A 25,779-nucleotide genomic window follows, 5' to 3' on the forward strand; every position below is an offset into this window, starting at 1 on the left:
GCGGTCGGCAACAACGAAAAAGGCGCCCCGCAGGCGCCTTTTTCAGATCATCACAATGTGCTTCAGCTGATCGCCTTGGTGGCCAGCCAGAACAGCCCGGCAGCCAGACCGACCGTTGCCGGCAGGGTCAGTACCCACGCCAGCAGGATGGTCTTGACGGTGCCGCCTTGCAGGCCGCTCTTGTTGGCGACCATGGTCCCGGCTACGCCCGAAGACAATACATGGGTGGTCGATACCGGCAGGCTGAACACGTTGGCCATGCCGATCGCACAGGCCGCGGTGATCTGCGCCGACATGCCCTGGGCATAGGTCATGCCCTGCTTGCCGATCTTCTCGCCGACGGTCAGTACCACGCGCTTCCAGCCGACCATGGTGCCCAGGCCCAAGGCCAGCGCAACCGCGACGATCACCCAGAACGGTGCATATTCGGTGGTTGCGGTGAGGTCTTTGCGCAGTTTTTCCAGGTCGGACTTCTCACGCGGCTCAAGGCCCGGCAGCTTGCCGACCTTTTTCGCGGTGTCGTCCAGGCACAGCAGGTAGCGGCGCACTTCGACGCGCTGCTCGGCGCCCAGCGCGCGGTAGTCGGTCACGCCTTGCAGCGACGATTGCAGCGCGGCAATGGTCGGTTCGGTTTGCTGCGGGTTGCAGCTGAACTTCTCCGGCAGATCGCCCGCCTGGGCTTTGCCCAGGGCCAGGAACTCGCCCAGCATCGCTTCATTGCGCTGGTAGAACTGGCTCAGGTGCAGGGTTGCATCACGGGTGCGTTCGATCTGGTAGGTGGTGCTGTTCAGGTCGAGTACGAACTTGTCCGGGACGATGCCGATCAGCACCAGCATGATCAGGCCGATGCCTTTCTGGCCGTCGTTGGAGCCGTGCACAAAGCTCACGCCCATGGCCGAGATCACCAGCACCAGGCGGTTCCAGAACGGTGGATGCTTCTTGTCGTCGAGCTTGCGGCGCTGCTCCGGCGTCTTGTGCATCTTCGACAGCGGGCGCCACCACTTCAGACCCAGCAGAACCAGCGCCGCCACGGCAAAGCCGGCCAGTGGCGAGAGCACCAGCGACATACCGATGTCGATTGCCTTCTGCCAGTTGACGCCATCACCCAGGGGGATGTCGCTGATCAGCGCATTGGCCAGGCCGACACCGAGGATCGAGCCGATCAGGGTGTGCGAACTCGAGGCCGGGATACCGAAGTACCAGGTGCCCAGATTCCAGGCGATGGCCGCAGCCAGCAACGAGAAGACCATGGCCAGGCCGTGACCGGTGTTCACATTGATCAGCAGTTCCACCGGCAACAGATGGACGATGGCATAGGCCACGCCAACGCCGCCAAGCAGCACGCCGAGGAAGTTGAACACGCCGGAGAAGAACACGGCGAGGTGCGGGGGCATGGCTTTGGTATAGATGACAGTGGCTACCGCGTTGGCGGTGTCATGAAAGCCATTGATGAACTCGAATGCGAGTACAAAGGTGAGCGCGAGCACCAGGCTCACTACTACCCAGGCATCCAATCCGCTGAATAAATCGATCATGAAGGTTTTCTGGCGGTCGTAGGGGGGCCGGATTATGCCAGAAAACCATGGCAGCAGATGCACCCCCGGCAGACCGATGGCAGCAAAAAAAGCCCGGTACGGTTACCAGTGCGCTACACAGGGATGGATATTTTTCGGCGTAAATTCCGGCAAGTGCTTTAAACGCCGGCGAATTTACGCAAAGCGCGTACCGTCACGTTCATTCAAACGTCTGTATGAAATTTGTGTAATTCCATTTCATGGGCAGTTAGGACGCAGCCTTGGCGCTACTCGACACAGTCAATGCCTGGCCTGAATGCTCAGGCCTCGTCGCCGCGCAGCTCCTTTTCAATCTTTTCCAGTTCCTGGGCGAATACCTGGTCCTGAACAGTTGCGCGTTTGCGCCATGGTTTGCGCTCGGGTTCGGATTGAGCGGCGTAGGTGGTGACTTCACCACCGTACACATCCTTGAAGCGTTCGGCCTGGCGCTCGAGCTCGGCGCGCAGTTCATCTTTCGTCACAGTAAATACCTGACTAGTTAGAGTAAGGACTCCGGCTTCGGCATGCAGTGTCGGGCATGCGGCCACGCAACCAGAGCGAGTGTGCTGTCGCAGCGACAGGGTTCAAGCAAGCAAGGGCATCAGAGCATGCGATGTATCAAGGCTATATAGGGAGGCGGGGAGCCGACTATCGCCGATCTGGCATGCTCGAGCAGTGATTCAGGTTGTTCAATTGTAGCAACCGGCTGAAGTTTGATCATCGGTCTTTACTGATAGTGAAGCAAGACTTTGACGATGAGCAAGTAGCAGGTGATTTCATCATTTGTACTGCAAGAACTTGGAGTGGAGAGAAACGATTAAGTTCGTATTGCAGCACAGGAGGAATAATAAACGGCCCCGCGTCAGCGAGGCCGTGCCTGGGGACTTCTACGGTGGGTACCTGACCAGTCTCTCCAAAGAAGCCACATGTGGCAGGGGAAAGGTATAAGCAAAAGTGTCAGCGGTCAATTGCGATTATCGGCCGTTCGTTCGATAATCGCACGAAGCGCCCATTATTTTTCGAGGTCAGCCATGAGCGACGAAAGCTTGCCTACCGTTTCCCCGATGCCCGAGCGCACTGGCTCTGCAGCGATGGCGCCGCCCATCGTTGCTTCACCGGCCAAACGCATTCAGGCCTTCACCGGTGATCCGGACTTCATGACCTCACTGGCGCGCGGCCTAGCGGTGATTCAGGCGTTCCAGGAGCGCAAGCGGCACCTGACCATCGCGCAGATCAGCCACCGTACCGAGATCCCCCGTGCAGCGGTGCGGCGCTGCTTGCACACGCTGATGAAGCTGGGTTACGCCACGACCAATGGGCGGACCTATTCCTTGCTGCCCAAGGTGCTCACGCTTGGCCATGCCTATTTGTCTTCGACGCCGCTGGCGATGTCGGCCCAGCCGTATCTGGACCGCATCAGCGACCAACTGCACGAGGCCGCCAACATGGCCACCCTCGAGGGCGATGACATCCTCTATATTGCACGTTCGGCCACGGTCGAGCGGTTGATCTCGGTCGACCTCTCGGTGGGTGGCCGGCTGCCCGCCTATTGCACCTCGATGGGGCGGATTCTGCTGGCCGCGCTGGACGACGCCAGTCTGCACGAATACTTCGATCGCGCCGATCTCAAGGCCCGTACCAGCCGCACGTTGCATGATAAGGAGTCGCTGCTTGCCTGCATCCAGCAGGTTCGCGCGCAGGGCTGGTGTGTGGTTGATCAGGAACTGGAGCAGGGCCTGCGTTCGATCGCTGTGCCTATCTACGATGCCTCGGGGCAGGTACTCGCGGCGCTCAACGTCAGTACGCATGTCGGCCGGGTCACCCGCAGCGAGCTTGAACAGCGGTTCTTGCCGATCCTGCTCGCCTCGAGTCGTGATCTGTGCACCCAACTGTTTGGCTGAAGCGCGAGAGCTGCGCAATCTACTGTTCGATAAACGCCCATAGTTGCGGCCAACGAATTGCGCAGCCATCGCGTGCTGATTAATGTTTCTCGCAACGGTCGGCTGTGCCGACCGAACAAGAACAACATGCGAGGCAACACCATGATCACTGTCTTTTCCGAGCTGCGGGCGTACCCGCATCCAGTGTCGTTGTATCCAGGCTGACGCCAGGCCGTAACCGTCTCTTCGCAACCCGCGCCAACAGTGCGCCAGGGTTTTGCTTGCGCCGATTTTCTGGATAACAACAATGAACAAACCGCAAACCAACGTCGGCAGCTGCCTCGACGTTCAGTCTTTTATCAATCAGCAGCCGCTGACGCGCTATCAATGGCGGGTAGTGATCCTGTGCTTCCTGATTGTCTTCCTCGATGGCCTTGATACTGCCGCCATGGGCTTTATCGCTCCGGCGCTGTCACAAGAGTGGGGTATCGACCGGGCCAGCCTCGGGCCGGTCATGAGCGCCGCGCTGATCGGCATGGTATTCGGCGCGCTGGGCTCAGGCCCGTTGGCTGACCGCTTCGGCCGCAAGGGTGTGCTGGTCGCTGCCGTGTTGGTGTTCGGCGGCTTCAGCCTGGCGTCGGCCTATGCGACCAATGTCGACCAGTTGCTGATCCTGCGCTTTCTGACCGGCATTGGCCTCGGCGCTGGCATGCCCAACGCGACCACGCTGCTGTCTGAATACACCCCGGAACGGCTCAAGTCGCTGCTGGTGACCAGCATGTTCTGCGGCTTCAACCTGGGCATGGCCGGGGGCGGCTTCATGTCGGCGAAACTGATCCCGGCCTATGGCTGGCACAGCCTGCTGGTTGTCGGCGGCGTGCTGCCGCTGATCCTGGCAGTGGTGTTGCTGTTCTGGCTGCCGGAGTCGGCGCGTTTTCTGGTAGTGCGCAACCGCAGTATCGACAAGATCCGCAAGACCCTGGCGCCGATTGCGCCGGCAATCGTGGTCAAGGCTGCCAGCTTCAGTGTGCCGGAACAGAAAGTGGTCGCCGCGCGCAGTGTGTTTGCGGTGATCTTCTCCGGCACTTATGGGCTGGGCACCATGCTGTTGTGGATGACCTACTTCATGGGTCTGGTCATCGTCTACCTGCTGACCAGCTGGCTGCCGACGCTGATGCGCGACAGTGGCGCGAGCATGGAGCAGGCGGCGTTCATCGGCGCGCTGTTCCAGTTTGGCGGTGTGCTCAGTGCGGTCGGTGTCGGTTGGGCGATGGACCGTTACAACCCGCACAAGGTCATCGGCATGTTCTACCTGCTGGCCGGGGTGTTTGCCTACGCGGTTGGCCAGAGCCTGGGCAACATCACCCTTCTGGCAACCCTGGTGCTGGTCGCGGGTATGTGTGTCAACGGCGCGCAATCGGCCATGCCGTCCCTCGCCGCGCGCTTCTATCCGACCCAGGCGCGGGCTACCGGGGTATCGTGGATGCTCGGCATCGGCCGCTTCGGGGCGATTCTCGGGGCATGGAGCGGGGCGACCTTGCTCGGCTTGGGCTGGAACTTCGAGCAGGTGCTGACTGCGCTGCTGGTGCCTGCGGCGCTGGCCACGGTCGCTGTGATCATCAAAGGCTTGGTAAGCCACGCCGACGCAACCTGATGCAGCTTGGGCAATCGACCGCAGGCCGCTCGTACAGCGGCTTTGCGGCATTGAACAGCAATGGATAGCACAACAACAAAATGTTCGATAATCGAACGAGTAATCGATTATCGGATTGTGCGATGTGTCCAGCTTGCTTAATCTGAGCTCAACGCAGCATCCTGACCAGGAGTCTCCAATGGCAGCAATCCTCTCGCTTCACGAGGCCGTGAAGCAGTTCATCCAGGACGGCGACACCGTCGCTCTCGAAGGCTTCACCCACCTGATCCCTACGGCTGCGGGCCATGAGATCATTCGCCAGGGCAAACGTGACCTGACCCTGGTGCGGATGACCCCGGACCTGATCTACGACCAGTTGATCGGCGCCGGTTGCGCCAGCAAGCTGATCTTCTCCTGGGGCGGTAACCCAGGTGTCGGTTCGCTGCACCGCCTGCGTGACGCCGTGGAAAAACAATGGCCGCACGCGATCGAGATCGAAGAGCACAGCCACGCCGACCTGGCCAACGCCTACGTCGCCGGCGCCTCGGGCCTGCCCTTTGCCGTACTGCGTGCTTATGCCGGTTCTGACCTGCCCAAGGTCAACCCGCTGATCCAGAGCGTTACCTGCCCGTTCACCGGCGAAGTCCTGGCAGCGGTGCCTTCGGTGCGCCCTGACGTGACCGTGATTCACGCGCAGAAGGCCGACCGCAAGGGCAACGTCCTGCTGTGGGGTATCCTCGGCGTACAGAAAGAAGCAGCCCTCGCCGCCAAGCGCTGCATCGTCACCGTCGAAGAAATCGTCGACGACCTGCAGGCTCCGATGAATGCCTGCGTGCTGCCGACCTGGGCGCTGTCTGCCGTGTGTCTGGTGCCAGGTGGCGCGCATCCGTCCTACGCCCACGGTTACTACGAGCGCGACAACCGCTTCTACCAGGCCTGGGACCCGATCGCCCGTGACCGCGCGACATTTACCGCCTGGATCGACCAGTACATCCGCTGCACCGCCGACTTCAGCGAATTCAAGGCCAAGCTGGCCAGCACTACGGAGGCCGCACAATGAGCTACTCCACTTCCGAAATGATGACCGTCGCCGCCGCCCGCCGGCTGCGCAATGGCGCGGTGTGCTTCGTCGGTATCGGCCTGCCGTCCAAGGCCGCCAACCTGGCGCGCCTGACCTCGTCGCCTGACGTGGTGCTGATCTACGAATCTGGCCCGATTGGCGCCAAGCCAACCGTCCTGCCGCTGTCGATTGGTGATGGCGAGCTGGCCGAAACGGCCGACACCGTGGTGCCGACTGGCGAGATCTTCCGCTATTGGCTGCAGGGCGGGCGCATTGACGTGGGCTTCCTTGGCGCTGCTCAGGTCGACCGCTTCGGCAACATCAACACCACCGTCGTCGGTGACTACCACGCCCCGCGCACGCGCTTGCCAGGTGCCGGCGGCGCACCGGAAATCGCCGGTTCCGCCAAGCAGGTGCTGATCATCCTCAAGCAGTCGCCGCGTGCATTCGTCGACAAGCTCGACTTCATCACCTCGGTCGGCCACGGTGAAGGCGGCGACTCGCGCAAGCGTCTCGGTCTGCCCGGTGAAGGCCCGGTGGGGATCATCACCGACCTGTGCATCATGGAACCGGAAGCTGGCAGTAACGAATTCGTGGTCACCTCGATTCACCCAGGCGTGACCCGCGAGCAGATCATCGCCGCCACCGGCTGGGCCATTCGTTTTGCCGACGACGCGCAGACTACCGCTGCGCCGACCGAGCTGGAACTGACCGCGCTGCGTGATCTGGAAGAGCGCACCGCTGCCGCCCACGGCCAGAAGCCAGGAGAAGCGTGATGCGTGAAGTATTCATCTGCGACGCCATCCGTACCCCCATCGGCCGCTTCGGTGGCGCCCTGGCCAGCGTGCGTGCCGACGACCTCGCGGCAGTGCCGCTCAAGGCGTTGATCGAGCGCAACCCGTCGGTGCAATGGGATCAGGTCGACGAGGTGTTTTTCGGCTGCGCCAACCAGGCCGGTGAAGACAACCGCAACGTCGCCCGTATGGCGCTGCTGCTGGCCGGTTTGCCGGCGAGCATTCCCGGGGTAACCCTGAACCGCCTGTGCGCGTCGGGCATGGACGCCATCGGCACTGCCTTCCGCGCCATCGCCAGCGGTGAAATGGAGCTGGCGATAGCCGGCGGCGTCGAGTCGATGTCGCGTGCGCCGTTCGTCATGGGCAAGGCCGAGAGCGGTTACTCGCGCAACATGAAGCTGGAAGACACCACCATCGGCTGGCGCTTCGTCAATCCACTGATGAAGAGCCAGTACGGCGTCGATTCGATGCCTGAGACAGCCGATAACGTTGCCGACGATTATCAGGTATCGCGTGCCGATCAGGACGCCTTCGCCGTGCGCAGCCAGCACAAGGCCGGTGCCGCACAGGCAGCGGGTTTCTTCGCTGAAGAGATCGTGCCGGTGCGCATTGCCCACAAGAAGGGCGAGACCGTGGTCGAGCAGGATGAACACCTGCGCCCCGACACCACCCTTGAAGCGCTGACCCGGCTGAAACCGGTCAACGGCCCGGACAAGACCGTCACCGCCGGCAACGCCTCGGGCGTCAACGACGGTGCTGCGGCGCTGATTCTGGCCTCGGCCGAAGCGGTCAAGAAGCACGGCCTGACCCCACGCGCGCGCGTGCTCGGCATGGCCAGCGCTGGCGTTGCCCCGCGGGTAATGGGCATCGGCCCGGTGCCTGCGGTACGCAAGCTGACCGAGCGCCTGGGCATCGCCGTGGCAGACTTTGATGTTATCGAGCTGAACGAAGCCTTTGCCAGCCAGGGCCTAGCGGTCCTGCGTGAGCTGGGTGTGGCGGATGACGCGCCGCAGGTCAACCCGAACGGTGGTGCTATCGCCCTTGGCCACCCACTGGGCATGAGCGGCGCACGTCTGGTGCTGACAGCGCTGCATCAGCTGGAAAAAACCGGCGGGCGCAGAGGCCTGGCGACCATGTGTGTAGGCGTCGGCCAAGGCCTGGCGTTGGCTATCGAGCGGGTCTGAGCAAGCGCAACATGCAGCTTGGCCGCTTTGCGCCACCGTGCCAGCAGTGCTCAGGTCCACGCAACCTGAGCACTGCTGATCTGGGGTCGCAACGCGGCCAGACTGCCTTGCAATCTCGACCAAAGCCGGGCTGGCGGAACATGAGTGTTACTGAGTATGTCTAGATTCAACGGTAACCCTCAGGAGTAATCCCACCATGACCTCAATTCATTACACCGGTGAAGAGCGCCGCAAGCGCATTTTCGCCATTGTCGGTGCATCATCAGGCAACCTGGTGGAGTGGTTCGACTTCTACGTCTACGCCTTCTGCGCAATTTATTTTGCGCCAGCCTTCTTCCCCTCCGATGACCCCACGGTGCAGCTGCTCAACACGGCCGGGGTATTCGCTGCGGGCTTCCTGATGCGGCCAATCGGTGGCTGGATCTTTGGTCGGCTGGCCGACCGCAAAGGCCGCAAGCATTCGTTGATGATCTCTGTGCTGATGATGTGCTTCGGCTCGTTGATCATTGCCTGCCTGCCTACCTACGCCAGTATCGGCGCCTGGGCGCCGGCGCTGCTGTTGCTGGCGCGCTTGATTCAGGGGCTGTCAGTGGGCGGTGAATATGGCACCACGGCCACCTATATGAGCGAAGTGGCATTGCGCGGCCAGCGCGGCTTCTTTGCCTCGTTCCAGTACGTGACCCTGATCGGCGGCCAGTTGCTGGCAGTGCTGGTGGTGGTAATCCTGCAGCAGTTGCTCAGCGAAGATGAGCTGCGTGCCTGGGGCTGGCGCATCCCGTTCGTGGTCGGTGCCGTTGCGGCGTTGATCTCGCTCATGCTGCGCCGCTCGCTGCACGAGACCAGCACCGCCGAGGCGCGTCAGGACAAGGATGCAGGTAGCGTCAAAGGCCTGTTCCGCAACCACGCTGCGGCCTTCATCACCGTGCTCGGTTACACCGCCGGTGGCTCGCTGATTTTCTATACCTTCACGACCTACATGCAGAAGTACCTGGTCAACACTGCCGGGATGAACGCCAAGAGCGCAAGCTTCGTCATGACCGGGGCGCTGTTCCTGTTCATGATCCTGCAGCCGGTGTTCGGCATGCTCTCCGACCGGATCGGCCGGCGCAACTCGATGCTGTTGTTCGGCGCCCTGGGCACCGTGTTCACCGTGCCGCTGTTGATGGCGCTGAAAACCGTCACCAGCCCGTTCATGGCCTTCGTGCTGATCACCCTGGCGTTGTGTATCGTCAGCTTCTACACCTCCATCAGTGGCCTGGTGAAGGCCGAGATGTTCCCGCCGCAGGTGCGCGCCCTCGGCGTCGGCCTGGCTTATGCGGTGGCCAACGCGCTGTTTGGCGGCTCGGCCGAGTACGTTGCCCTGGGCTTGAAGACCCTGGGCATGGAAAACACCTTCTACTGGTACGTCACGGCAATGATGGCGATTGCCTTCCTGTTCAGCCTGCGCCTGCCCAAGCAAGCGGCGTACCTGCACCACGATGACTAAGGATCGATAATGACCCACCGAGCGGACAACCAGCTGTTCGACGCCTACTTCACTGCGCCGGCCATGCGCGAGATCTTCTCTGATCGTGGCCGTCTGCAGGGCATGCTCGACTTCGAAGCAGCCCTGGCGCGCGCCGAGGCCAGCGCCGGGCTGGTGCCGCACACGGCGGTGCCGGCGATCGAGGCGGCATGCAAGGCGGAACGCTACGATGCCCATGCGCTGGCCGATGCCATCGCCACTGCGGGCAATTCGGCGATTCCGCTGGTCAAGGCATTGGGCAAGGTGGTCGCCAGCGGCGTACCCGAGGCCGAGCGTTATGTGCACCTTGGCGCCACCAGTCAGGACGCCATGGACACCGGTCTGGTCCTGCAACTGCGCGATGCATTGACGTTGATCGAGGCCGATCTGGCCCGCCTGGCCGACAGCCTCGCTCGCCAGGCGCTGCAGCATGCCGACACGCCGCTGGTTGGCCGAACCTGGCTGCAGCACGCCACGCCGGTCACTCTGGGCATGAAGCTGGCCGGGGTGCTTGGCGCACTGACCCGCCATCGGCAACGGCTCAAGGAGCTGCGTCCGCGCTTGCTGTGCCTGCAGTTCGGCGGCGCTTCGGGCAGCCTTGCGGCATTGGGCAATAAAGCGCTGCCGGTGGCCGAAGCACTGGCCGAGCAGCTCAAGCTGAACCTGCCTGAGCAGCCTTGGCATACCCAGCGTGATCGGCTGGTCGAGTTCGCCTCGGTGCTGGGCCTGGTGGCTGGCAGCCTGGGCAAGCTTGGCCGTGATATCAGCCTGCTGATGCAGACCGAGGCCGGCGAGGTGTTCGAACCCTCGGCGCCTGGCAAAGGCGGCTCGTCGACCATGCCGCACAAACGCAATCCGGTCGGCGCCGCGGTGCTGATCGGCGCGGCCACACGCGTGCCGGGCCTGCTCAGCACGCTGTTTGCCGCCATGCCGCAAGAGCACGAGCGCAGCCTCGGCTTGTGGCACGCCGAATGGGAGACCTTGCCGGATATCTGCTGCCTGGTGTCTGGCGCCTTGCGCCAGGCCCAGGTAATTGCCGACGGCATGCAGGTCGATGCCGAGCGCATGCGTCGCAACCTCGACCTTACCCAAGGCTTGGTGCTGGCCGAGGCGGTGAGCATTGTGTTGGCGCAGCGCCTGGGTCGTGACCGCGCGCATCATCTGCTCGAACAGTGCTGCCAGCGTGCGGTTGCCGAACAGCGCCACTTGCGCGCCGTGCTCGGCGACGAAGCGCAGATCAGCGCCGAGTTGTCCGGCGAAGAGCTCGACCGCCTGCTCGACCCCGCTCATTACCTTGGTCAGGCCCGCGTCTGGGTGGCGCGTGCCGTGGCTGAACACCAACAATTCATTGCCTGAGGAGACCGCTGTGGCGCATTTGCAATTGGCTGATGGCGTACTGAACTACCAACTCGATGGCCCCGCTGGCGCTCCGGTGCTGGTGCTGTCCAACTCGCTGGGCACCGACCTGGGCATGTGGGACACGCAGATCCCGGCCTGGAGCGAGCATTTCCGGGTGCTGCGCTACGACACCCGCGGCCACGGTGGCTCGCTGGTGACCGAAGGCCCGTACCGCATCGAGCAACTGGGCGCCGATGTACTGGCGCTGCTGGATGCGCTGGACATCCGCCAGGCGCACTTTGTCGGCCTGTCGATGGGCGGGCTGATCGGCCAGTGGCTGGGGATCAATGCCGGCGAGCGTCTGCTCAGCCTGACCCTCTGCAACACTGCGGCCAAGATCGGCAGCGAGGAAGTCTGGAATCCTCGTATCGAAATGGTCCTCAAGCAGGGCCGTCAGGCGATGCTTGACCTGCGTGATGCGTCGATTGCCCGCTGGTTCACTGCAGATTTCGCCCAGACCCAGCCAGCGCAGGCGCAGCGCATCACCGAGATGCTCGCGCAGACCTCGCCGCAGGGCTACGCCGCCAACTGCGCCGCTGTGCGCGATGCCGATTACCGCGAGCAACTGACGGCGGTGAAGGTGCCGACCCTGATCGTTGCCGGCACCGCCGATGTGGTCACCACGCCTGAGCACGGCCGCTTCATGCAGAACGCCATTGCCGGTGCGGAGTTTGTTGAATTCCCTGCGGCGCACCTTTCCAACGTCGAAATTGGCGCGCCGTTCACGGCCCGTGTACTCGACTTTCTGCTGGCCCGCTGAGGAGCGCACCATGGACGAAAAACAACGTTACGACGCTGGCATGCAGGTGCGGCGCGCCGTGCTCGGCGATGCCCATGTGGACCGTAGCCTGGAGAAACTCAACGACTTCAACGGCGAGTTCCAGGAGATGATCACCCGCCACGCCTGGGGTGATATCTGGACCCGTCCTGGCTTGCCACGGCACACCCGCAGCCTGATCACCATCGCCATGCTGATCGGCATGAACCGCACCGACGAGCTCAAGCTGCACCTGCGTGCCGCTGCGAGCAACGGTGTGACCCGTGAAGAGATCAAGGAAGTGCTGATGCAGAGCGCGATCTATTGCGGGATTCCGGCGGCCAATGCCACTTTCCACCTGGCCGAGTCGGTGTGGGATGAGCTGGGCGTCGAGTCGCGTCAGTAAGCGCCTGACCTGAGCTGGCTTGCCTCACCCCGAGGCAAGCTGCACCGGCTATTACGCCGCCGCCTTTTTCTGGCGGATGGCGACTGGCCCGGCATTCGCCTCCACGGCCTGTTTCAATTGTGGGCACAGCCCGAGCATGAACGCCGCTTCCGCTACCACGAACAATGGCCCGATGATCAAGCCGCTGAGGTCATCGACAAACGCCGGCTTGCGCCCCTCGTAGTAATGCCCGACGAACTGGATGATCCAGCCCAGCACGAACGTGCCTAGCCCGGCGCTCAGCCATACGCCGGTGCTCTGCACCGCCAGCACCTGACCGAGCCACAGGCACAAGCCCAGCAGCAGCCCCATCACCAGGCCGAAGCGCAGGTCCAGACGCAGGTAGAACCACACCGACGCCGCCGCTGCCAGCAAAGCCGGTGACAGCCACACGCCCGTCAGCTCCCAACCGGGCCGCGACAGCAGCACCGTCACCGCCAGCACGATCAGCGGGATACCGACGAAATGGGTAGCGATGTTGCGCGGGTCGCGATGGTAGTTGGCGTACTGGCTGAGGTGTTCGACGAGGCTTTTCATTGTTATCGCTCCGTGGCGGCGCCTTGCTGATGGTCAATCAGTGTCTGCCAGCATAGCCCCTGAAGCTGAACGCCGGAACCGAGTATGGGTGATGCGCTGCTATCATTGCGGCGAATGAGTGGCGCGCAGACCGACGTCAGGTGCCCGCTGGGCAGGCAGCTCTGGTTGATCCAGCCTGATCAGCATATCGATCATCGCCCTGGCTGCAGCTGACAGCCGGTAGCCACTGCGGCTGACGATACCGCAACGCACGCTGAGCACCTCCAGACCCGGTGGCAGGTTGCGCCAGTGCAGCCGCACCAGGCGCCCCGCACTGAGGTCTTCAGCCACTGCCTCCTCGCTGGCCGCGCCAATCGTGTCGCTGCCCAGCACTACGCGGCGTAGCACCGATAGATGCTCGGTTTGCAAATGCGCGTTGAAGTCATTACGCCCGCTGAGGTTGGCCAGGCGTTTGCGCACCCCGGGGGCGAGCAGGGCGCTGGCCAGCGGGTAGGCGAACAGGTCATTGGTAGACAAGCTGTCCTTGCTTAGCAAGGGGTGGCCGGCGCGGCAGAAGAACAGCCCCGGGCGTGGCTTGAGGGGCTCGGTATGAAAGTACGGATCCGCCTCGAATGGGCGTACGTCATCGATAAAAAACTCGATCTGCTCACGGCGCAAGGCCTGCCCCAGGCGCTCGCCGTTGTCGACCTGCAGCGCGGTGCGAATACCGGGATGCAACTTTATGTACTGCTGCAAGGCATCGGGCACCAGTTGCACAGCCAGTGCCGAACCACAGCCAAACTGCAGTTCACCCGCGTCGAGCTTGGTCATCTGTGAGACATCGATGCTCAGTTGGGCAGCGCCCTGGACCAGCCGGCGGGCATGTTGCAGAACCACCAGGCCTTCGGGGGTTGGCTGCAGCGCCTTGTTGGCGCGGTCAACCAATGGGCAACCGAGGGTTTGCTCAAGGCCTTGAATGGCCCGGCTGAATGCGGGTTGGGTAATGCCCATGGCTTCGGCGGCACGGACGAAACTGCGGTATTCGTTGAGGGCAATGAAGTAGCGCAGTTGGCGAAGATCCATGTCGAGCTCTGCGGCGGGCGGGATGGATCTTTTTAGCTTCTGTTACATATTCCGTCAATGATGGTTGGTGATGATATATAGATCTTTCTGTTCTATGGATAAGCGCTGCGGCCTCTGCGCGATGCTGGTGATCACGCAGAGACCGCGAGAGGCTTACAGCAGGTTCAATGGATAACTGACGATCACCCGGTTCTCGTCAAAGGTATTGGTGCTGTAGTCGCGGCGCATGGTCGAGTTGCGCCACTTCATGGTGAGGTCCTTGAAGGTACCCGATTGGACTACATAGGCCAGTTCGCTCTCGCGGGCCCATTCCTTGCCGTCATCGACGGTTGCGGTGTGCACGTTGTCACCCTTGATATAGCGGTTCATCAAGGTCAGGCCAGGCACGCCGACGCTGGTGAAGTTGAAGTCATGACGCACCTGCCAGGAGCGCTCCTTGGCCTGGTCGAAGCTTGAGTTGTAGCTGTCGTTGGCGAGGGTACCGCCGCTGGTGCCGTTGACCCGCATCCAGCCATCATCACCGCTGACCTTCTGCAGGCCGACGTAGAAGGTGTTGCCGTTGTAACGCGCCGAAAGCATGGCCGAGGCGGTGCGGTTGTCCAGTTCGCCGGCACGTTTGGCGCCATCTTCTTTGCCGATGAAGTAACCCAGGTTGGCACCGAGGGTCCATTCGCCGATGGGCTGGCTGTGGCTCAGGTTCAGGTATTGCTGGCGGTAGATGTCCTTGAGCTGGGCATCCCACAGGCCGATCATCGTGCGCTTGTCGTTGAAGGTGTACTCACCGCCAGCGAAGTTGAAGCGGTCGGAGACAAACGCCCCGCGGCCGTTCAGCGACATGTCTTCCATGCTGGCGTCGTTACGCGGGCTGTTGCCGCGGAACTGGCCGCCGTACAGGGTCAGGCCGTCAATTTCCTTGGAGGTGATCTGGCCACCGCGGAAGGTTTGCGGCAGTGAGCGGCCATCGTCCGAACGCAGGATCGGCAGTACCGGCATCCACTCGCCGACTTTCAGCTCGGTTTGCGACAGACGCGCCTTGAAGGCAACCCCGAGGCGGCCGAAGTCATCTGCTGGGCGGCCATCGTCGTGGATCGGCAGCAGGGCAGTGTTGCCGGTGCCCTTGCCGCCGTCGAGTTTGACCGAATACAGACCGAGGACGTCGACGCCGAAGCCGATCGTGCCTTGGGTGAAGCCGGAGCGCGCATCGAGGATAAAGCTCTGCGTCCACTCCTCGGCCTTGCCTTGCGGGTTGGCAGGGTCGACGAAATTGCGGTTGATGTAAAAGTTGCGCAGGTTGAGGCTGGCCTTGGCGTCTTCCAGAAAACCGCTTTCGGCGGCGAAGGCGGGCAGGGCGCAGGTCATGGCCAACAGGCCGGGCAGCAGCTGGCGTGCGGAGTGCGAAGTGCTCATCTGTTGGAGATCTCTTGTTTTTATGGTTGAGCCGGTGCTTGGAAACATCGTGTCCGGGTACGGGAAAGATGTTGCGGCGCATGTCAGGGCCGGGGCAATTCGTCGCGGCCGGTATTGGGCGGTTATCGAACGGAATGTTCCAGCTAGTTAATTTTCCCACAGCGACGCGCTCCTACGGGGACCGCGTCGCAGTGGCGTCCGCGCATAAAAAAGCCCACCGCGAGGGTGGGCTTGTTGCAGTGCCTTGGCGATCAGCCTTTAGGCGATTGCAGCGACGCCTGCTGGTTGGCCTCGCCGGTGCGCTCGTACCAGCCGCCTCCCAGTGCCTTGTACAGATTGACCTCGCTGGTCAGCTGCGACAGCCGATCGCTGATCAACGCCTGCTGGGCGCTGAACAGGTTGCGTTGGGCATCGAGGAAGGTCAGGTTGCTGTCGATCCCGATGCGGTAGCGGCGTTCGGCCAGGCGGTAGTAATCCTGGTTGGCTGCAACCAGATCGCGCTGCGCCTGCAACTGCTCTTCAAACGTCTTGCGTGCGGCCAGGCCATCCGAGACTTCCTGGAAGGCGGTCTGGATGGTCTTTTCGTAACGCGCGATGTTGATGTCTTTCTGGATTTTCGAGTAATCCAGGCTGGCGCGCAGGCTGCCGGCGTTGAAGATCGGCAGGTTGATCTGTGGCTGGAACAGCCAGGTACCCGAACCACCGCTGAACAGCCCGCTCATGTCCGGGCTGAGGGTGCCGGCATTGGCGGTCAGGCTGATGCTCGGGAAGAACGCTGCACGGGCGGCGCCGATATTGGCGTTGGCCGCCTTGAGCAGATGCTCGGCTTCCTGGATGTCCGGCCGGCGCTGCAGCAGATCGGAAGGCAGGCCCGCTGGCACTTCGGCCAACTGATCAGCGTCGAGCTTGAGCGGTGTCGGCAGGTTGGCTGGGATGCCGGTACCGAGTAGCACGGTCAGGCTGTTGAGGTCCTGGGCGACCAGGCGTTGGTACTGCGCAAGCTTGACCCGGGCGCCTTCTACAGCAGTGCGCGCCTGGCTCAGATCGAGCGCCGAAGCCACGCCAACCTCATTGCTGCGACGGGTCAGGTTGAAGCTCTGGTCGTAGGTCTTGAGGGTTTCTTCGGTCAGCTTCAGCAGCGCCTGATCGGCCTGCCAGGTGTAATAGGCATTGGCCACGCTGGCGACCAGCGCGATCTGCGTCGAGCGCCGCGCCTGCTCGCTGGAGAGGTAAGTCTCCAACGCCTGCTCGCTGAGGCTGCGCACGCGACCAAACAGGTCCAGCTCGTAGGCGCTGACGCCGACGGTGGCCGAGTACTGGCTGGTAATGCCGGCTTGGCCGGTTTGCGACATGTCGGCAGGGACGCGCTGACGGCTACCGCTGCCAGTCGCCGACACTGCCGGGAACAAGTCGGCACGCTGGATGCGGTACTGCGCACGGTAGGCGTCGATATTCAACGCAGCAACGCGCAGGTCACGGTTGTTCACCAGCGACGTCTGGATCAGCTGTTGCAGCGCCGGATCGGTGTAGAACTGGCGCCAGCCTTGCTCGGCCGCCGCCACTTCTGCCGATTCGGTCGGCGAGTAGGCAGGGCCTTGCGGCCACTGCGCTGCCACCGGAGCATCTGGGGTTTCATAATCAGGAATCAGCGAGCAGCCGCTGAGAATCAGCGCGGTGACCGCCAGGGACAGCAAAGACTTGGTCATTGCCCAGCCTCGATACGTGGAGTTTCAGGGGTGGCGTCGGCTTCCGGCTTTTTGCTGCCGAACAGCGACGACACTGCGACGAAGAACAACGGTACCCAGAAAATGGCCAGCACGGTCGCACTGATCATGCCGCCGATCACACCGGTACCAATGGCGTGCTGGCTACCCGAGCCTGCGCCGCTGGCGATGGTCAACGGTACCACGCCGAGGATGAACGCCAGCGAGGTCATGATGATCGGGCGCAGACGCATGCGGCACGCTTCGATGGTCGCGTCGTACAGGCTTTTGCCTTGTTCATGTAGCTCTTTGGCGAATTCGACGATGAGGATCGCGTTCTTCGCCGCCAGGCCAATGGTGGTCAACAGGCCAACCAGGAAGTACACATCGTTGGACAACCCGCGCAGGCTGGTGGCAACCAGTGCACCGATGATACCCAGCGGTACTACCAGCACGACCGCGATTGGGATCGACCAGCTTTCGTACAACGCTGCCAGGCAGAGGAACACGAACAGCAGCGACAGGGCGAACAAGGCTGGCATCTGCGAACCGGAGAGTTTCTCCTCGTAGGACATACCCGTCCACGAGTAGCCAATGCCGGTAGGCAGTTCGCCGGCAATGCGCTCGACCTCAGCCATGGCTTCACCAGTACTGTAGCCAGGTGCCGGTGCACCCAGAACTTCGACCGCTTCCACGCCGTTGTAACGCGACAGTTTTGGCGAACCGAACGACCACTCACCCGTGGCGAAGGAAGAGAACGGCACCATCTCGCCCTGGCTGTTGCGCACATACCACTTCTTCAGGTCTTCAGGGTTCATCCGCGCACTGGCGTCGCCCTGAATGTAGACCTTCTTGACCCGACCGCGGTCGATGAAGTCGTTGACGTAGCTGCCGCCCAGAGCGATCGACAAGGTGCTGTTGATATCAGAGATGGTCACGCCCAACGCGCTGGCGCGCTCGTCATCGACAATCAGCTGATACTGCGGCTCATCGTTCAGGCCGTTAGGGCGCACCTGAGTGAGGACCTTGCTCTGCGCCGCCTTGGCCAGGAACTGGTTGCGCGCTTCCATGAGTTTTTCGTGGCCAAGACCGGCACGGTCCTGCAGGAACACGTCAAAGCCGGTGGCGTTACCCAGCTCCAGTACCGCAGGCGGGGCAAAGGCAAACACCATCGCATCACGGAAGGTGAAGAAGTGCTGCTGAGCCCGGCCAGCGAGGCCGAACACGCTGTTTTCAGCCGTACGCTCACCCCATGGTTTGAGCATGATGAAGGCCATACCCGAGCTCTGCCCACGGCCGGCGAAGTTGAAGCCGGTAACGGTGAATACCGACGACACGGTGTCGGCCTCGTCCTTGAGCAGGTACTCACGCATCTGGTCAACGACGGCCTGGGTGCGCTCGGCACTGGAACCGGCCGGGGTTTGTACCTGGGCAAACAATACGCCCTGGTCTTCTTCAGGCAGGAACGCCGTCGGGATGCGCATGAACAGGTAGATCATGCCGACGATGATCAGGGCGTAAGCGAGCAGGAATGGCGCCTTGTTGCGCAGAATGGTGCCGACGCTACGCTCGTAGCCCTGCACACTGCGGTCGAAGTTGCGGTTGAACCAGCCGAAGAAGCCACGCTTGGCGACATGGTGTTCGCCCTTTTTCACCGGCTTGAGCATGGTGGCGCACAGGGCCGGGGTGAAGATCAACGCGACCAGTACCGACAGGCCCATGGCCGAGACGATGGTGATCGAGAACTGCCTGTAGATCACACCGGTCGAGCCGCCGAAGAAGGCCATTGGCAGCAGTACCGCCGACAGCACCAGGGCAATACCGACCAGCGCACCCTGGATCTGCTCCATCGAACGTTTGGTCGCCTCGTTGGGCGGTAGTCCCTCTTCGGACATCACCCGCTCGACGTTCTCCACCACAACGATGGCGTCGTCCACCAGCAAGCCGATGGCCAGAACCATGGCGAACATGGTCAGGGTGTTGATGCTGAAGCCGGCTGCGGCAAGGATGCCGAAGGTGCCGAGCAATACCACCGGCACCGTCATGGTGGTGATCACTGTGGCGCGGAAGTTCTGCAGGAACAGGTACATCACCAGGAACACCAGCACCACCGCTTCGATCAGAGTGTGGATAACCCCGCTGATCGACTCGGTCACCACCGGCGTGGTGTCATACGGGAACACCGCTTTCATCCCAGGCGGGAAAAACGGCTCGAGGTCGCTGATGGTCTTGCGCAGCGCCGTGGCGGTATCCAGGGCGTTGGCGCCGGTGGCCAGTTTGACCGCCAGGCCCGAAGCCGGCTTGCCGTTGAACTGGGCGCTTACCGAATAGTTCTCGCCGCCCAGACCGACCTTGGCGACATCGCCCAGGCGCACCTGGGAACCGTCCTTGTTGACCTTGAGCAGGATCTTCTCGAACTGCTCGGCAGTCTGCAGGCGGGTCTTGCCGATGATGGTGGCGTTGAGCTGAGTGCCCGGCAGTGCTGGCAGGCCGCCCAGCTGACCGCTGGAAACCTGCACGTTCTGCGCGGAGACTGCGGTGCGCACGTCGACCGGGGTCAGCTGGAATTTGTTCAGCTTGGCCGGATCGAGCCAGATACGCATGGCGTACTGAGCGCCGAACACCTGGAAGTCACCCACACCCGCGGTGCGCGAAACCGGATCCTGCATGTTCGAGACGATGTAGTTGGCCAAGTCATCCTTGGTCATGCTGCCGTCCTCGGACACCAAGCCGATCACCATCAGGAAGTTCTTCACTGCCTTGGTAACACGGATACCCTGTTGCTGCACTTCTTGCGGCAGCAGCGGGGTGGCCAGGTTGAGCTTGTTCTGCACCTGCACCTGCGCGGTATCAGCGTTGGTGCCCTGCTCGAAGGTGGCGGTAATGGTCATGCTGCCGTCGGAGTTGCTCTCCGACTGCACATAGCGCAGGTTGTCGATACCGTTGAGCTGCTGCTCGATCACCTGGACCACGGTGTCCTGCACGGTTTGCGCCGAGGCGCCCGGGTAGCTCACGGCAATCGCGATGGCAGGCGGGGCAATGCTTGGGTACTGGTTGATCGGCAGCTTGAGGATCGACAAGGCGCCGACCAGCATGATCACCAGGGCAATCACCCATGCGAAGATCGGGCGATCGATAAAGAACTTCGACATGGTTTACTCCGCTTTGGCGTCAGCTTTCGCCGCGTTGGCCTGGTTGGGGTTAGCCGCAGACTTGACGTTGGTCGCTTCGCTGACCTTGACCTCGACGCCAGGGCGCACATACTGCAGGCCTTCGGTGATCAGGCGGTCGCCCGGGTTGAGGCCTTCCTCGATCAGCCAGTCGCTGCCCAAGGTGCGGCTGGCCTTGAGCTCGCGCAGTTCGACCTTGTTGTCCTTGTTCACGACCAGTGCCGTAGGCGTGCCTTTCAGGTCGCGGGTGACGCCTTGCTGCGGCGCCAGGATGGCATTGGCGGCGACCCCAGACTGCAGGCGGGCGTGGACGAACATGCCCGGCAGCAGGGTATGGTCGGGGTTGGGGAACACCGCCCGCAGGACCACCGAACCGGTGGTTTCGTCGACCGATACCTCGGAGAATTCCAGGCGGCCCTTTTGCGCGAAGGTGCTGCCATCTTCCAGAATAAGCTCGACCTGAGCAGCATTCTCACCAGATTTCTGTAGTTGCCCACTGGCCAGCTCGCGGCGCAGCTTGAGCAGCTCTGCAGTGGACTGGGTGACGTCGACGTAGACCGGATCAAGCTGTTGAATAGTGGCCATGGCGTCGGCCTGGCCGTTGCTCACCAAAGCACCTTCGGTGAACGCCGAGCGACCGATACGGCCGCTGATCGGCGCCAGCACCTTGGTGTAGCGCAGGTCGATCTGAGCACTCTTGAGCGTTGCTTCAGCCTGCAATCGTTTGGCATTGGCATCGTCGTATTCCTGCTTGGATACGGCCTGCTCATCGATCAGCTGCTTGTAGCGATCGGCCAGCGAGCGGGTCGCTTGCACGTTGGCCTGGGCGTTGGCCAGGGTCGCTTCGTAAACAGAAGGGTCGATCTGATAGAGCTGCTGGCCTTCCTTGACGTCGCTGCCTTCTTTGAACAGGCGCTTGAGGATAATGCCATTGACCTGCGGGCGCACTTCGGCAACGCGGAAGGCAGTGGTGCGCCCCGGCAGTTCCGAGGTCAGGGTGAAGGCTTGCGGTTGCAGGGTTACAACGCCGACCTGAGGAGCCTGCGGTGCAGGCGCGGCTTCTTCTTTCTTGCAGCCACTGAGCAGGGTTGCCAGGGCGACGGCGGAAACCAGGGCTGTGACAGCTGGCTTGAATTGCATGAGGATCCTCGGGTCGCTAGAGCTGGGAGATGCTCAAGAGTAATGGAAGAGTCTTGTCAGAATAAATCATTCGGCTGGATAAGTAGCTTACTAACGAATATACTTACATTCATGGTTGTTTGTAAATAGTCATTTGTAGCGGTCTGTTGCCACGGCGCAGATACAGAATTGTGTTGAGAAGCGCCCATCTAGAGGTGTTCCACGCAGGCCACCCGAGCGCAGATCATGCGCTGGGATCTTGATGAGGTTGAGCTGCCATGGTCCGTCGAACCAAAGAGGAAGCCCAGGAAACCCGCGCCCAGATCGTTGCGGCTGCGGAGCGAGCTTTCTATAAACGCGGGGTTGCGCGCACTACCCTGGCTGATATTGCGCAGCAGGCGGGGGTCACTCGTGGGGCGATCTACTGGCATTTCAGCAACAAGGCTGAGCTGGTCCAGGCGCTGCTCGACAGTGTGCATGAGAGCCACGATCACCTGGCCCGTGCCAGCGAGAGTGAGGATGAGCTCGACCCACTCGGTTGCATGCGCACACTGCTGTTGCAGGTGCTCAACGACCTGGTGTTGGACGCGCGAACCCGGCGTATCAATGAAATCCTGCATCACAAGTGCGAGTTCACCGATGAAATGTGTGAGATCCGCCAGCAGCGCCAGGGCGCCATCGCCGATTGCCATCAAAGCATCGTGCTGGCGCTGGGCAATGCAGTACGTCGCGAACAGTTGCCTGCCGACCTGTTGGTCGACCATGCTGCGGTAGCGATTTTTGCCTACATCGACGGTCTGATCGGCCGCTGGTTGTTGCTGCCAGACAGCTTCGATCTGCTGGGCAATGCCGAACGCTGGGTGGACACGGGCCTGGACATGCTGCGCCTGAGCCCGGCCTTGCGCAAATAAGACTTTGTGAAGGATTGTGCGCGAGCTTGTGAGGCACGGATTAACCGGCGATTAACAGCCGCGCGCGGGTTCAATGCCCGCGCAGTTGTCGGTCGGGCAATGCCACTGCGGCAATCAGACCCAGCAGCGCAACGGCGGCACTGCCCATCAGCAGATAGCTGAAGGTCTGCAGCAGCTGCGCCTGGTGCAGCGGGTCGGCCGCTCCCGTCTGCACATTCGCCAGCAATGGATTGCCCAGCAACTCAATCCCACCCATATGCAGCAATGCCAGCAGCACGCTGGACATGCACGCCACACCCACCGCGCCGCCCAACGAGCGGAACAGGTTGGTAGTGCTGGTCACCACGCCGATATCCTGTGCCTGCACTGCACTCTGGCTGGCCACCAGCGACGTCGGAAACTGCAGGCCGCCAGCAACCCCGACCAGGAGCATTGCCAGCGCACTGAGCAGCGCTGAGTCAGGTGGAGTCAGCGCCATTACCAGGATTGCCATAGGCATCAACACGGCGCCGGCGAGGATCTGCGGCTTGTAGCGACCAGTACGGCTGGTCAGCCGACCGCCGCAAAATGCCCCCAGCGGCAGGCCGATAGCCAGCGGCAGGAGGTGTAGCGCAGCGCTGTCGGCGCTGGCGCCGGTAATGCTCTGAAAGCGCAGCGGCATCAGCATGGTCAGCGAGATCGACTGGAAGCTGGCAAAAAAGATTACCCCCCAACTGGCCAGCGCGACGCGGTTTCCGAACAGCTTGAGCGGCAGCAGCGGCTCGGCGCAGCGGCGTTCCTGAACGATCAACAGCAGCAGACCCAGGATGGCGCAGCCGAACAAAGCCACTACCGGCGTCGACAGCCAGGCATGCCCTTGGCCGATCAGGGTGATGCCCAGCAGCAGGCTGCCCAGGCCGACGATCAGCAGCAGTGCCCCCAGATAATCCACCTTCGCCGCGCGATGGCGGCTCGGCATGCCGTTCAGCGCTCGACCGATGACCCACAGCGCCAGCAGCCCCAGCGGCAGATTGATCCAGAACACCCAGTGCCACGACAAGTAAGCGGTCAAGCCGCCGCCAAGGACCGGCCCGGCCACGCTGGCCAGGGCGTACATGCTGCTGAAATAACCTTGATACTTGCCGCGATCGCGCGGTGCCACGTAATCACCAATGATCGCCTGGCTTACCGAGACCATGCCGCCGGCGCCGATGCCCTGCAGCACCCTGGCCAGGATCAACTGCTCGATATTCTGCGCGAGTGCACAGAACACCGAGGCCAGGGTGAACAGCGCGGTGCCGGTGAGGATCATCCTTCGGCGCCCGTACAGGTCACCCAGCTTGCCGTAGATCGGCACCGCAACCGTCATCGCTACCATATACCCGGCAATCACCCAGGCCAGCAGCTCGACTTCATTGAACTGCGCCGAGATCGCCGGCAGCGACACGGCAATGATGGTCTGGTCGAGGGCACCAAGAAAGATCGCCAGCATCAGGGCGGTCAGCACGCGGCGAAGGGCAGCAGGAGGGAGTGCGGCAGTCACGGTCATACCTTGTATGAAAATGTCCAGGTCAGGGCCATCAGGCGCAAGCCAAGTGTAACCTGACTTAGGTAGCTTCCTATCCAGTATGTGCATCACCTATGCACGATCGGCATACGCGCTTTCGACCGAACCGAAGTGGCTGCGTGATATCGTGGCGGAGCCGCAGTGGCTGATTACGGGGCTTTGCACCAGCATGGTGCAGCAAATGGTCGCAGTATTCCGCGCCGCTGTAGCCCACGCCTTTTATTCCTCTGCCTGCATGTCGAGCATGACCGCCCAGATGGCGACGGTTGGAACGGGTCAGGTAGACCCCACATTCAAGGGTCGGTTTTCAGCCAGTTCAATTACAAGTTTATTGCGGAGTGATCATGCCCAGGGCTTCCCACCAGGATTTACGTTTTGCCTTCCGCGAGCTGCTCGCTTCCGGTTCGTGCTTCCACACAGCTTCCGTGTTTGACCCCATGTCGGCGCGCATCGCGGCAGACCTGGGCTTTGAGGTGGGTATTCTCGGTGGTTCGGTCGCCTCCCTGCAGGTGCTGGCTGCGCCTGACTTTGCCTTGATCACCCTGAGCGAGTTCGTCGAACAAGCCACCCGCATCGGCCGCGTTGCGCAACTGCCGGTCATGGCCGACGCCGACCATGGTTATGGCAATGCCCTCAACGTCATGCGCACCGTGATCGAACTCGAGCGCGCCGGCGTGGCGGCATTGACCATTGAAGACACGCTGCTGCCGGCTCAGTTCGGGCGCAAGTCCACCGACCTGATCTCGGTCGACGAAGGCGTCGGCAAGATCCGCGCGGCCCTCGAAGCCCGGGTCGATTCGTCGCTGTCGATCATCGCGCGGACCAACGCCGGCGTACTCAGCACCGAAGAGATCATTGTCCGTACCCAGAGCTACCAGAAGGCCGGTGCCGACGCGATCTGCATGGTCGGGGTCAAGGACTTCGACCACCTCGAGCAGATCTCCGAGCACCTCAGCGTGCCGTTGATGCTGGTGACTTACGGCAACCCGAACCTGGGCGATGACGAGCGTCTGGCGCGCTTGGGCGTGCGCATCGTGGTCGATGGCCATGCCGCCTACTTTGCTGCGATCAAGGCCACCTACGATTGCCTGCGCCTGCAGCGTGGCCAGCAGAACAAGTCGGAAAACCTCAGCGCTACCGAGCTCTCGCACACCTATACCCAGCCGGAGGACTACATCCGCTGGGCCAAGGAATACATGAGCGTCGAGGAGTAACCGCGGCTATTGCCTGGCGCGTGTTTGCAGCCACTTTAGCAACTCGATCAGTCCCGCAGGCATTGGCCTGTCCGGGCTGGTCAGATAATAGCTGCTGCCGGTGCTCACCTTCAGGTCAAACGGCATGCACAAGCGCCCTTCGCGCAGATCATCGGCAATCAATGCCCAGTCGCCAATCGCCACCCCGGTACCTTGCGCAGCCATCGCCACGGCCATGTCCAGCGTCTCGAAATGCTGGCGTCGGCGATGCACCTCGGTCGAGCCTGCCGTCGCTAACCACAGGCGCCAGTCGTGTTCGTCGCGGGACGGGTGCAGCAGCATGTGTGCAGGCAGGTCGGCAAGTTGCTGTAGGGGCAAATTACCGTTCAACAGCGAAGGCGCGCAGACCGGCGTAAGCTGCTCATCAAACAGTTTTCGCGTGTGCGGGCCAGGCTCGGGTGCAGGTCCGTAGAGCACCGCAGCATCGAACTCCTCATGCTGAAAGTCGACCCCGTGCTGGACCGAACTGGTGACTTCGACCGGGATGTCCGGGCGCAGCGCCTGCCACTCGATCAAGCGTGGCAACAGCCAGCGCATTACACAGGTCGGCGCCTTGATCTGCAGCACTGCACTGCGCACGGCGACTTCGCGCACCCCCTGTTCGAGCATCGCGAACATCTGCTGTACCCGCGGCAACCAGTCCTGACCCTCGCGTGTCAGGCGCAGGCCGCGTGCCTGACGAACGAACAAGGCATAGCCCAAATGCGCCTCGAGCCCGGCGATCTGCCGACTCACCGCGCCTTGACTGATATTCAACTGCTGGCCGGCGTGGGTGAAGTTGCAATGCTGCGCGGTGATCAGAAAAGTCTGCAGGGCTGACAGGGGAGGGAGTCGATTCATCGTGTGCAGCCATGTTCTGAGGT

21 protein-coding genes are annotated in these 25,779 nt (G+C 62.1%); 11 read left to right on the top strand and 10 right to left on the bottom strand.

What is annotated here, in order from left to right:
- Window positions 1–62 precede the first annotated feature (62 nt).
- Together HU736_RS21490 and HU736_RS21495 are read right to left on the bottom strand one after the other, a co-directional pair.
- Entirely contained in the window at window positions 63–1,535 is a 1,473-nt protein-coding gene (locus HU736_RS21490) for an inorganic phosphate transporter (RefSeq protein ID WP_101321946.1), read from the bottom strand.
- Window positions 1,536–1,834: 299 nt separating this feature from the next.
- Window positions 1,835–2,035, bottom strand: coding sequence for a hypothetical protein (locus HU736_RS21495; protein ID WP_103438440.1), 201 nt, complete (start codon window positions 2,033–2,035; stop codon window positions 1,835–1,837).
- Between the two features lie 549 nt (window positions 2,036–2,584).
- Between HU736_RS21495 and pcaR the strand changes: the two genes are divergently transcribed.
- The 9 genes from pcaR (at window position 2,585) to pcaC (ending at window position 12,169) form a co-directional block, all read left to right on the top strand.
- Entirely contained in the window at window positions 2,585–3,454 is an 870-nt protein-coding gene (pcaR, locus tag HU736_RS21500) for a pca regulon transcriptional regulator PcaR (RefSeq protein WP_101321944.1), read from the top strand.
- A 286-nt stretch (window positions 3,455–3,740) separates the two neighbouring features.
- Window positions 3,741–5,087 (top strand): 4-hydroxybenzoate transporter PcaK, encoded by a 1,347-nt coding sequence (gene pcaK / locus HU736_RS21505; RefSeq protein ID WP_186700857.1) that lies wholly within the window; start codon window positions 3,741–3,743, stop codon window positions 5,085–5,087.
- Window positions 5,088–5,265: 178 nt separating this feature from the next.
- A complete protein-coding gene (locus tag HU736_RS21510) occupies window positions 5,266–6,126 on the top strand; it encodes a CoA transferase subunit A (protein ID WP_186700856.1) in 861 nt (286 codons plus the stop codon).
- Window positions 6,123–6,902, top strand: coding sequence for a CoA-transferase subunit beta (locus HU736_RS21515; RefSeq protein WP_101321941.1), 780 nt, complete (start codon window positions 6,123–6,125; stop codon window positions 6,900–6,902). Before HU736_RS21510 ends, HU736_RS21515 begins: the two co-directional genes overlap by 4 nt.
- Window positions 6,899–8,104 carry a 3-oxoadipyl-CoA thiolase gene (gene pcaF / locus HU736_RS21520; RefSeq protein WP_181003823.1) on the top strand — a complete coding sequence of 402 codons (1,206 nt, stop codon included), beginning with the start codon at window positions 6,899–6,901 and terminating at the stop codon, window positions 8,102–8,104. Before HU736_RS21515 ends, pcaF begins: the two co-directional genes overlap by 4 nt.
- Before the next feature lie 196 nt (window positions 8,105–8,300).
- On the top strand, window positions 8,301–9,590 hold the full coding sequence (locus HU736_RS21525; protein WP_186700855.1) for an MFS family transporter: 1,290 nt from the start codon (window positions 8,301–8,303) through the stop codon (window positions 9,588–9,590).
- 9 nt (window positions 9,591–9,599) lie between these two features.
- Complete coding sequence (locus HU736_RS21530) at window positions 9,600–10,964, top strand: 3-carboxy-cis,cis-muconate cycloisomerase (protein ID WP_186700853.1); 1,365 nt, start codon at window positions 9,600–9,602, stop codon at window positions 10,962–10,964.
- A gap of 10 nt (window positions 10,965–10,974) precedes the next feature.
- The gene (gene pcaD, locus HU736_RS21535) at window positions 10,975–11,766 is read left to right on the top strand and encodes a 3-oxoadipate enol-lactonase (RefSeq protein WP_103438434.1); all 792 of its coding nucleotides are present in this window, start codon (window positions 10,975–10,977) and stop codon (window positions 11,764–11,766) included.
- Window positions 11,767–11,776: 10 nt separating this feature from the next.
- Window positions 11,777–12,169: a 4-carboxymuconolactone decarboxylase gene (pcaC, locus tag HU736_RS21540; RefSeq protein ID WP_101321936.1), complete on the top strand. Its 393-nt coding sequence runs from the start codon at window positions 11,777–11,779 to the stop codon at window positions 12,167–12,169.
- A 51-nt stretch (window positions 12,170–12,220) separates the two neighbouring features.
- Here the strand turns inward: pcaC and HU736_RS21545 are convergent, their stop codons facing one another.
- From HU736_RS21545 to HU736_RS21570, 6 genes are all read right to left on the bottom strand, one after another.
- A complete protein-coding gene (locus HU736_RS21545) occupies window positions 12,221–12,745 on the bottom strand; it encodes an Mpo1 family 2-hydroxy fatty acid dioxygenase (protein WP_103438433.1) in 525 nt (174 codons plus the stop codon).
- Window positions 12,746–12,847: 102 nt separating this feature from the next.
- A complete protein-coding gene (locus HU736_RS21550) occupies window positions 12,848–13,807 on the bottom strand; it encodes a LysR family transcriptional regulator (protein ID WP_186700851.1) in 960 nt (319 codons plus the stop codon).
- 153 nt (window positions 13,808–13,960) lie between these two features.
- A complete protein-coding gene (locus tag HU736_RS21555) occupies window positions 13,961–15,214 on the bottom strand; it encodes an OprD family porin (RefSeq protein ID WP_186700849.1) in 1,254 nt (417 codons plus the stop codon).
- Between the two features lie 251 nt (window positions 15,215–15,465).
- Entirely contained in the window at window positions 15,466–16,920 is a 1,455-nt protein-coding gene (locus HU736_RS21560) for an AdeC/AdeK/OprM family multidrug efflux complex outer membrane factor (RefSeq protein WP_101321932.1), read from the bottom strand.
- Entirely contained in the window at window positions 16,917–20,069 is a 3,153-nt protein-coding gene (ttgB, locus tag HU736_RS21565; protein WP_186700847.1) for a multidrug efflux RND transporter permease subunit TtgB, read from the bottom strand. The genes HU736_RS21560 and ttgB overlap by 4 nt, the downstream gene beginning before the upstream one ends.
- A gap of 3 nt (window positions 20,070–20,072) precedes the next feature.
- Entirely contained in the window at window positions 20,073–21,227 is a 1,155-nt protein-coding gene (locus HU736_RS21570; protein ID WP_103438428.1) for an efflux RND transporter periplasmic adaptor subunit, read from the bottom strand.
- 257 nt (window positions 21,228–21,484) lie between these two features.
- Between HU736_RS21570 and HU736_RS21575 the strand changes: the two genes are divergently transcribed.
- A complete protein-coding gene (locus HU736_RS21575; protein WP_101321929.1) occupies window positions 21,485–22,117 on the top strand; it encodes a TetR family transcriptional regulator in 633 nt (210 codons plus the stop codon).
- Between the two features lie 70 nt (window positions 22,118–22,187).
- On the opposite strand, the gene HU736_RS21580 is transcribed toward HU736_RS21575, so the two are convergent.
- A complete protein-coding gene (locus HU736_RS21580; protein WP_186700837.1) occupies window positions 22,188–23,639 on the bottom strand; it encodes an MDR family MFS transporter in 1,452 nt (483 codons plus the stop codon).
- A 368-nt stretch (window positions 23,640–24,007) separates the two neighbouring features.
- On the opposite strand from HU736_RS21580, the gene HU736_RS21585 reads away from it, so the two are divergent.
- A complete protein-coding gene (locus HU736_RS21585; RefSeq protein ID WP_101321928.1) occupies window positions 24,008–24,877 on the top strand; it encodes an isocitrate lyase/PEP mutase family protein in 870 nt (289 codons plus the stop codon).
- A gap of 6 nt (window positions 24,878–24,883) precedes the next feature.
- Here HU736_RS21585 and HU736_RS21590 read toward each other — a convergent pair whose 3' ends face one another.
- On the bottom strand, window positions 24,884–25,756 hold the full coding sequence (locus tag HU736_RS21590) for a LysR substrate-binding domain-containing protein (protein WP_186700835.1): 873 nt from the start codon (window positions 25,754–25,756) through the stop codon (window positions 24,884–24,886).
- Between the last annotated feature and the right edge of the window lie 23 nt (window positions 25,757–25,779).

The organism is Pseudomonas shirazensis (assembly GCF_014268785.2).
Taxonomy (GTDB): domain Bacteria; phylum Pseudomonadota; class Gammaproteobacteria; order Pseudomonadales; family Pseudomonadaceae; genus Aquipseudomonas; species Aquipseudomonas shirazensis.